This window comes from Candidatus Melainabacteria bacterium, from assembly GCA_016193285.1.
In the GTDB taxonomy this organism is placed as follows: Bacteria; Cyanobacteriota; Vampirovibrionia; order 2-02-FULL-35-15; family 2-02-FULL-35-15; genus JACPSL01.
Genome location: JACPSL010000025.1, coordinates 114,614 through 123,283 on the forward strand (window position 1 = coordinate 114,614; position 8,670 = coordinate 123,283).

The 8,670-nt window shown below is 30.2% G+C and carries 6 protein-coding genes and 1 pseudogene; 5 read left to right on the forward strand and 2 right to left on the reverse strand.

Features of this window, described 5'->3' with window-relative positions:
- The first annotated feature begins 1 nt into the window (after position 1).
- The 5 genes from asnB to HYY52_05790 are packed head-to-tail and all read left to right on the forward strand — an operon-like array spanning position 2 to position 6,957.
- Positions 2 to 1,888: an asparagine synthase (glutamine-hydrolyzing) gene (gene asnB / locus HYY52_05770; GenBank protein ID MBI2996199.1), complete on the forward strand. Its 1,887-nt coding sequence runs from the start codon at positions 2 to 4 to the stop codon at positions 1,886 to 1,888.
- A 33-nt stretch (positions 1,889 to 1,921) separates the two neighbouring features.
- A complete protein-coding gene (locus tag HYY52_05775; protein MBI2996200.1) occupies positions 1,922 to 2,992 on the forward strand; it encodes a Gfo/Idh/MocA family oxidoreductase in 1,071 nt (356 codons plus the stop codon).
- A complete protein-coding gene (locus tag HYY52_05780; protein ID MBI2996201.1) occupies positions 2,989 to 4,716 on the forward strand; it encodes a carbamoyltransferase in 1,728 nt (575 codons plus the stop codon). The genes HYY52_05775 and HYY52_05780 overlap by 4 nt, the downstream gene beginning before the upstream one ends.
- Positions 4,709 to 5,734, forward strand: coding sequence for an SDR family NAD(P)-dependent oxidoreductase (locus HYY52_05785; protein MBI2996202.1), 1,026 nt, complete (start codon positions 4,709 to 4,711; stop codon positions 5,732 to 5,734). The genes HYY52_05780 and HYY52_05785 overlap by 8 nt, the downstream gene beginning before the upstream one ends.
- A gap of 5 nt (positions 5,735 to 5,739) precedes the next feature.
- Positions 5,740 to 6,957: a glycosyltransferase family 4 protein gene (locus HYY52_05790; protein ID MBI2996203.1), complete on the forward strand. Its 1,218-nt coding sequence runs from the start codon at positions 5,740 to 5,742 to the stop codon at positions 6,955 to 6,957.
- A 42-nt stretch (positions 6,958 to 6,999) separates the two neighbouring features.
- Here HYY52_05790 and HYY52_05795 read toward each other — a convergent pair whose 3' ends face one another.
- Together HYY52_05795 and HYY52_05800 are read right to left on the reverse strand one after the other, a co-directional pair.
- Entirely contained in the window at positions 7,000 to 8,142 is a 1,143-nt protein-coding gene (locus HYY52_05795; protein ID MBI2996204.1) for a Fic family protein, read from the reverse strand.
- 206 nt (positions 8,143 to 8,348) lie between these two features.
- Positions 8,349 to 8,450: pseudogene (locus HYY52_05800) on the reverse strand (transposase).
- Positions 8,451 to 8,670: the final 220 nt, after the last annotated feature.

Genomic DNA, 8,670 nt, shown 5'->3' on the forward strand with positions numbered 1-8,670 from the left:
TATGTGTGGAATTGTAGGGATTATAGGTTCGTCTACTATAGAAAGTGATTTTAATGAAATTACTGATCTCTTACAACATAGAGGTCCGGATGATAGAGGAACAGTAGTTTTAGACAAAAAAGTTTTTTTAGGACACAGAAGACTTTCAGTAATTGATTTAAGCTTAAATGCTAGACAGCCCATGTCTAATGAAGATAAGAGTATCTGGATTACATATAATGGGGAAGTTTATAATTTTCTAGAACTTCGCAGGAACTTGCAAGATATTGGTTGTAAGTTTAAATCAAAATCTGATACTGAAGTAATACTTAAGCTTTATGAAACAAAAGGAGAAAGTTGTGTAAATGATTTAAATGGAATGTTTGCATTTGCAGTTTATGATAGCAGGAAAAATCAAATTTTTATTGCGCGTGATAGGCTTGGAATAAAACCTTTATACTATGCAAATTACAATGGAAACCTAGTCTTTGCTTCAGAAATTAAAGCAATTCTTGCTACAAATCTTATCCCAAAAGAAATAAACTGGCAGTCTGTTTATAATTATTTTTCATTTTCATTTGTGCCAAATCCAGCTACTGCATTTAAAAATATTAAACAACTTCCTCCAGCACATTATCTTACTTTTAATTTAGTAAAAAATGAATTAAATATTCAAAAATATTGGGAGCCATTTAGTGAAATAAAAAATAATTATAGTTATTTTGAACTAAAAGAAAGACTTAGGTTTTATTTAGAAGATTCAGTTAAAATGCAGCTTGTAAGCGATGTTCCACTAGGTGTATTTTTAAGTGGGGGGATTGACTCAACCATATTAGCAGCCTTAGCTACAAAACATTCTTTAAAAAAACTTAAAACATTTACTGTTACTTTTCCTCAGGAAGAATTAGTTCAATATGATGAAAGTAAAAGAGCTAAGTATGTAAGTGAATTTTTTAACTCAGAACATTTAGAACTTCCTGTTGAGTCTACTAAGTCTGAAGAAATCACTGAACTTATTTCTTGTTTTGATCAACCTTTTGGAAATCCTACTTTTTATCTTTCATATTTAATATCAAAATTAACTAAGGAGCATGTAACAGTTACATTAACTGGTGTTGGTGGAGATGAATTGTTTGGCGGGTATTCAAGATACAAAGTTTTAAGATTTGCAAAATTAATAAATTCTTTTCCTGATTTATTTACTAATGTTGCTTTAAAGATGTGTGATTTGATTCCACGAGAAAAATTTAGTCCCTTACTTAGAAGAATGAAATTATTGTTTTCTAGCTTTGGCTCATCTTTTTCCAAGCAGTATATGATGTGGTCTTATTATTTTAGTGATTTAGAAAAAAGCAAGCTGTTCCTTCCATCTTTTTCCCAAAATAAGATAATTAAACCCTCAATAAGTTTAATAAATAACTATTTAAATCATTCTAAAGATTTAAATGTAATAAATTCTATTGAATATCTTGATTTAAATATGTTTCTTGTGGATAACTTGCTTGAGTATACTGATAAAACTACAATGGCTTTTGGGCTTGAAAGCAGGGTTCCATTTTTAGATCATAGAATTGTTGAATTAAGTCTTGCAATTCCAGGAAAATATAAAGTTAGTAGTTTAAATTCAAAAATTATTTTAAAAGATACTTTTTCAGACTTGTTACCTTCTTCAATAAAAAAAATGCCAAAGAAAGGTTTTTCTGCTCCAATATATATTTGGATTGAAAAATATTTTGATTTTTATTTTGAAAAAATACTTTCAAAAAGCTACCTGGATAAACAAGGGATCATAAACTGGGATTATGTGCAAGCTTTAAGAAGAGAACACAAGTGTAAAAAAGATGATAACTCTATGAAACTCTTTAGTATAATTATGTTTGATGTTTGGTATAAGAAATATTTTAGTTAGATAATCTACATTAGAGGGAATATAAAATAGTAAATGTTAAAGGCTGTAATTGTTGGTTGTGGATCTATAGCTAATAAAAAGCACATAGGTGCATTTTTAAAATTAAAAGGCTTAGTAGAGTTAGTTGCTGTTTGTGACTTAGATGAAGAATCAGCAAGGAGAACAGCTAGTAAATTTAAAATAAAAAGTTATTATACAAATCTACAAGAAATGATTTCCAAGGAAGCACCTGACATTGTTGATATTTGTACATCACCACAAACACATGCACAACTTGTAGTTCAATCATTAGAAGGAGGAAGTAATGTTATTGTTGAAAAACCAGTTGCCTTAACAGTAAAAGATTGTGATCTAATGATAGAAACATCTTTAAGATGTAAAAGGAAGTTGGGTGTAATTCATAACCAACTATTTAATCCTGCTATTAAAGCTGCACAGAAACTTTTAAATGAAGGTGAAATTGGTACATTCCTTGGAATGGAAATCTTTCTTTCTACTCCAAGAAATTGTATGGTTTCAGTAAAGGATCATTGGGCTCATAAATTATCTGGTGGAATCTTTAATGAAACAAGTCCTCATAGTGTGTACTTAGCAAATGCTTTTCTTGAGCATATATATGATGTAAATATTTCTAGTAAGAAAATTTTTAGCCAATATCCTTGGTCTAGTTCAGAAGATTTTAGAATAATATTAAATGCTGAAAATGGAATATGTTCTATAACTCAAATATTTGGCAGCAACCAGTGGGCTGCAGATGTTAGTTTATTTGGTACAAAAGGCATATTAAAAATTGATCTTCAAACCAAATCAGTTTTTAAATATGATAGAAAGACTCTAAGTGTATTTCCATTAGGATTGTCAGTGTTAAAAGATATTTTTCAAAGCTTTAAATTAATTTTAAGTAACTGTTTAAAATATTTATTTTTCAGAAATTTAGATGCACATGAAATCGCTATTAAAGAATTTGTTGAGTGTGTAATAAATAATAAACCTTTTCTTGTTGACATTAGAGATGCTAGAGAAACTGTAAGACTAATAGAGATGCTTGTTAAAAAATTGGAGGATAAAAAACAATTTGAAGTATCATCTAGGCAACGTTCGTGATTATTTTAGGAGTAAATGCATATCACAGTGATTCATCAGCTTGTCTTTTAATTGATGGAAAGATAGTTAATGCAATAGAAGAAGAAAGATTTAAACGAATAAAACACTGGGCTGGCCTACCAATACAATCAATTTCATGGTGTTTAGCAAATGCAAATCTTACTATTCAAGATGTTGACTACATTGCAATTTCTAGAAATCCACTTGCTCATATACACAAAAAAGTTTTTCGTACTTTAACTAATTTATCAATGCATAAGTTTATAAGATCAAGGTTTGAAAATATAATCCATCTAAGTAATATTAAAAGTGAAATAGCTAAAGGATTAAATATTCATGAGTCTTTAATAAAAGCAAAAATTCAAAATATTGAACATCATATAGCACACATTGCTAGTGCTTTTTATGTATCTCCATTTGAAGAAGCTGCTTGTTTGTCTGTTGATGGATTTGGTGATTTTGTAAGTACTATGAGAGGATTAGCTACTAGTAATAAAATTAAAATATTTGACTTTGTAGAATATCCGCACTCGCTTGGAATATTTTATAGTGCACTGACTCAATATCTTGGCTTTTGGGAATATGGAGATGAGTATAAAGTAATGGGATTATCAGCATATGGTGAACCTGTTTATTTAAATGAAATGAGAGAAATCGTTAAATTACAAAGTAACGGACTTTTTAAGCTAGATACTTCTTTTTTTACTCATGATAAAGAAGGTGTAGAAATGTTTTGGAATAATGAAAAACCAGTAATTGGGAAATTATTTTCAGATAAGTTAATTAAAACTTTTGGTGAAGCAAGAAAAGAAGATATTGCAGCTTCACTTCAAGCTATGTATGAAGAAGCATTTTTTCATTTGCTTAATGATACTTATAAAAAAACTAAAGTGGATACAGTTGTTTTAGCTGGAGGTTGTCTCCAAAACTCTCTTGCAAATGGAAAAATTTATAAAAGAACTCCTTTTAAGAAAGTATATATTCCGCCAGCATCTTATGATGCTGGTACTGCTATTGGTGCAGGGATGGTAGCTTGGAATAAAAGAGGTAATACCCTAAAAAGATTTGAAATGAAACATTCATACTTTGGCCCATCTTTTAGTGAAGAAGAAATTGAGTTTGAGATTGAAAAAGTACGCAGTGAGCTAAATAAATCAGGTTTTATAGTTAAGTTTATAGCTAGTGAAGATGTTTTATGTAATAAAGTTGCTAAGCATATTGCAAGTGGAATGATAGTTGGCTGGTTTCAAGGAAAAACTGAATGGGGACCACGAGCATTAGGCAATAGAAGTATACTTGTTGATCCAAGAAAAAAAGAAATGAAAGAAATATTAAATGAAAGAATAAAAAGAAGAGAGTGGTTTCGACCTTTTGCTGCGTCAATAATTGAAGAAAAAGCAAGAGAGTGGTTTGACTACTATGAGCCGGTACCATTTATGGAGAAGGTATATTACATAAAAAAAACCAAACAAGATTTAATACCAGCAGTTTGTCACATTGATGGAACAGGAAGACTACAAACAGTTTCTTATAATTTGAATCCAAGGTATTACAAGCTTATTAAAGGATTTGATGAATTAACAGGAATCCCAATTCTTTTGAATACCTCGTTTAATGATAATGAACCTATTGTCAATTCACCTAATGAAGCTTTAAGATGTTTTTTAGCTACAAAAATGGATGTTTTAGTATTAGAAAATTTTTTAATATCTAGTAATGAATAATATTGATTGGAAAAAACAAAGTGTTTTAGTTACAGGAGGTGCTTCCTTTATTGGCTCTAATTTAGTTGATGCCTTAATTACAAGAGGTGCATCAGTACGTGTTGTTGATGACCTGTCAAGTGGAAAGCTAGAAAATATTCAAGAACATATTACAAATAAAAAAGTTGAATTTATAAATGGTGATCTAAGAGAGCAAGATATTTTAAAAAAGTCCTTTAAAGATATGGATATTGTTTTCCATTTGGCAGCAGATCATGGGGGTAGAGGTTATGTAGACTTACATCAAGCTGGTCCAGCTTCAAATTTATTTCTTGATGGCCTTGTTTTTTATGAGGCTGTTAAAGAAAAAGTCCATAAAGTTATTTATGCTTCTAGTGGTTGTGTTTATCCAAATTATATTCAGTCTGATGTTACAAAAGAAATTTATTTAACTGAGGATAAAGTTGGTCCTCCTTATGATGCTGACAATATGTACGGCTGGGCAAAACTAATGGGTGAATTAACTTTAAAAGCATATTATAAAGAATATGGCTTAAAAGCTGCTTCTTGTCGGTATTTTACAGTGTACGGCCAACGTGGTGTAGAGAATCATGCACTTCTTGCAATGATTGCTAGAGCATTTATTAAGCAGGATCCATTTGAGGTTTGGGGTGATGGTAATCAAATCCGCAACTGGACATATATAGATGATATTGTAAGTGGTACGATTTTAGCTTGTGAAAAAATAAATGATGGTACAGCTATAAATTTAGGCACTATGGAAAGAAACCGAGTTATAGATGCAGTAAATATTATTCTTGAATATACTAAGCATAAGCCAAAAATAAAATTTAAACCAGATATGCCAACAGGGCCATTAAATCGTGTAGCTGATAATTCATTAGCAAAAAAGATTTTAAGCTGGCAACCAAAGATAATGTTACAAGAAGGATTGAAAAAGACTATTGACTGGTATTTTTCTACAAGAAATAAAAATAAAGTAGCAAGCAATCTAGAAGCTATATTAACTACGCGCTAACTGCTATGAACATCTTATTTTTTAATCGTACTTTTAGTTCTAATACTGATGCTACTGGTCAATTTTTACTAGAACTTTGTGAAGACTTAGTTAGTTATGGTAACCACGTTACAGTTGTAACTAGTTCATTAAGTCATTTAGATGCTCCTTTAATTAGGTTTTATTTAAAAAAAGAGAATTATAAATCAATTGAAGTTATTAGAGGATATGGGACTAAACTTCCCAAAAATATATTGCTTTTTCGTCTTATAAATCTTGCTACTTATTTTATTCTTGCTTTTTTAGGAGGACTATTAGTAAAAAAAAGACCAGATATTATTGTTGCTACAACAGATCCCCCGCTATTAGGTTTATTAGGTATATTTTTTTCTAAGTTATATAAAGCAAAGTTTGTTTATTCTTGTAAGGACATCTATCCAGAAATAGGGATAATAACTGGTAAGTTAAAAGATCCTTTCTTGAATTTTTTGCTTGAAAAAGTAAACTTGTTGTCTTTTAAAAGTGCAAACAAAATCGTTTCTCTTGGAGAAGATATGAAAAAAATTCTTATAAAGAAAGGTATAGATGAAGAAAAAATTGCTGTAATGCATGACTGGGCAGATACTAAAAATCTTTATCCTGTTTTGCCTGAAAATAATCCTTTTAGACTTAAATATAATTTACAGAATTTCTTTACAGTTATGTACTCAGGAAACATTGGTTTAACACAAGCTTTAGAAAAAGTAATTGATGTGGCTGTTTTTTTAAAGGATAAAAATGAAATTAAGTTTATTTTTATTGGTGATGGTGTTAATAAAGCAAGTCTCCAAAGAAAAGTAAGCAATCTTAAACTTAATAATGTAATTTTTCTATCATATCAGTCTGGAGAAGAGCTTAAATATTCTTTAAGTGCACCTGACATTCATTTAATTCCATGTCTTAAAGGTTTAACAGGAGTTATTGTTCCAAGTAAAATCTATGGAATTATTTCTTGTGGTAAGCCATTTATAGCATGGGTAGATGATGAATCAGAAATTAGTAAAATTGCAAAAGAATATAATTGTGGAATTGTTGTTCCACCAGAAGATGTAAATGCTATGACTTGTGCAATTGAATGGTCGCAAAGACATAAAGAAAGATTATGTGAAATGGGACAAAATGGCAGGGAAACTGCAATTAAATATTTTGACAGAAAGATTAGTACTAGTAAGTTTAATGAACTACTTTTAAAACTCCAGGAATAATAGCAAGTTTAAGAACTGGCAAAGTAGTCAAGGGTTGTCCTTTTACAACTTTTCTCGTGAAAATAGCTTGAGATAATCGCGATAAATAAATCTTTGGTAACGACTTCGACCAGTTATCTCATGTAATATTTCAGCTTTTGTAAACTTTTCTATAAGTGAACTGATATTTCCCCTAGAAAACAGTCCAGAAAATTTACCAACTAATTTAGCATCTACAATTGGACTAGAATAAAGCTTATTTAAAAGAGCTAAAGCTGTTTTAGCGTTTCTGCCAAAGGTTGATACCTTTTTCATATGTTCTTCTCTAAGCCTTGAAATTTTTAGCGCTGTTTCCACTGCTTCGTTTGAAACTATTTTTACTCCCTCAAGGAAATATTTTAACCAGCTGCTCACACCATCTTTGGCTCTGTATTCATTTAACTTGTTGTAATAATCTGTTCTATATTTATTAAAATAATCAGAAAGATATAATAAAGGTTTGTTTAATATATTCTCATTAATAAGATATAGTGTAATCAATAACCTTCCTATCCTTCCATTGCCATCTAAAAATGGATGGATAGTTTCAAATTGAGCATGTATTATTCCTGTTTTAATTAACTCTGGTAATCCATGACTTTTGTCATGGATAAATTTTTCTAAATCATTTAATGCTTTTTGCATTTCAGGTACTGTAGGAGGTACAAAAATCGCTGTTTGCAATGTTGCTCCTCCAATCCAGTTTTGGCTTCTTCGAAATTCTCCTGGTAATTTATGATGTCCTCTAACTCCATGTAGAAGTTCTTTATGAATTTCTTTTATTAGTCTAAGTGATAGGGGCAAACTTTTTAATCTTTTTATCCCATAATTCATTGCTTTTACATAATTTTTAACTTCACCAACATCAGAAGGAGGTTTTTCATCTTCTAATTTTGCTTCAGCTTTAATTAAATCTATTAAGGTAGCTTGTGTTCCTTCAATCTGACTTGAAATTGCTGCCTCTTTTTTTATGTACATTAGAATGAAGAAATCCGCATCAGGAACTAATTCATTAATAGCATTTAATTTTCCAATAGCCATATCAGCCTGTGACAGCAAAGAAATTAAATTGTTATCCCATTTAATTAAATCCTTTGGAGGAAATGGTTCTGGGATAAAGGCTTTATAGCCTTCTTTTTGCTGTATGAAAGTATCAATTTTACTCATAACATTTGCCAGAACTTAAATTTGTTTAAGTTCTGGATACATATTGTATCTAGAACTTAATGATTTTGCAAGTTCTACTTAAAATAACCATTGCACATTCTTGCATATTGTTCTGAGGTTCTAAAAAGTTCGAATCTTGTCCACCAGACCCAGGTATATTTAGGGATCTGCACCAATAATGTGAAAAAATTTAGCAGTGAATTCTCTTAAGCACATTGCATTAATACTCTTAATCTGTAATTTCTAAAGTTTCTAAAACCATAAGCAACCCTAGAAATCCTTTCCATTTTATTATGAAACCCTTCAGTAGCTGCATTAGCTCTTGCATCTCTTATTGCATCATTATTGCTGCCTCTACTTATACCGTTTGTGGAAATTAATCCAACGCTTTCTGTCATTCAGACTGTGTCATAAAGGAAGATTTTATTAGAATCAAGGATTAAAATTTAATAGGTGTAAGAAAAGATAGGAGTTAACGAGATGGCACTAATATGCGGTAACAGAGAACAGATAAACTTTCTACCAAAA